Origin of the sequence: Roseimaritima sediminicola (assembly GCF_009618275.1) — a bacterium.
GTDB lineage: Bacteria > Planctomycetota > Planctomycetia > Pirellulales > Pirellulaceae > Roseimaritima > Roseimaritima sediminicola.
The window spans coordinates 1-822 of the sequence record NZ_WIAD01000139.1; the positions used below are offsets into that span (position 1 = coordinate 1).

Annotated in this window: 1 protein-coding gene; it reads left to right on the forward strand. The window is 60.0% G+C overall.

Translation table 11 applies throughout. The features are described 5' to 3' along the window. A partial coding sequence (locus GE027_RS22930) for a hypothetical protein (protein ID WP_202617515.1) occupies window positions 1–822 on the forward strand: 822 nt, incomplete at both ends.

The following is an 822-nucleotide window of genomic DNA, read 5'->3' on the forward strand; positions in this document are numbered from 1 at the left end:
CTGGCCACGACTCCTTCCTCCAGTTCCAGCAGCGACGGCTGTGCGGATTCAGTCGATCAAAACCAAACGACGCAGTTCACTTACACCGCTGATGGGGACTTGGCGACGCTAACCGCTATCAATGCGACTACCGGTAACCAGACGACCGAATACGTCTACGGAACGACTCTTGCAGACTCTGCGATCGCCTCCAGTCGGTTGCTGCGGCGCGAGTTGTACCCGGATTCAACCGGTCCCTCCGATAGCGTCACCTTTACCTACAACCGCCAGAGTCAGCGCACCAGCCTGACCGACCAGAACGGGACAATCCGGCAATTCGACTACGACACCTTGGGGCGGCAGACGCAGGACCGCGTGACCACGCTCGGCGCAGGTGTCGATGGCTCGATCCGCCGCGTGGAGCAATCGTACGATGTTCGCGGGAAAGTTTCTGCCGTGACGTGTTACAATAACGCTACGGTCGGCAGCGGCAGCGTGATCAATCAGGTCACGCGCCAGTTCAATGGGTTCGGTCAAGTGACGCAGGCGTTTCAAGCCCACAGCGGAGCGGTCAACACATCGATGACGCCCTCGGTCGGTGCGTCGTTCACCAATGGCAGCAGCAACACGCTGCGGCCGACCGGTATCAGCTATCCCGATGGCCGTACGGTTGCTTATGGATACGGCAGCAGCGGTTCGATCGACGATTTCTCGAACCGCGTCGCCACGCTGATCGACGACGATTCCACGGTCCTGGCCGAATACGAGTATCTGGGGCTTGGGGGCTTCGTGACGCAGGATAGCCCAGAAGCCGATCTTCGTTACACGCTCGTGTCGCCATCG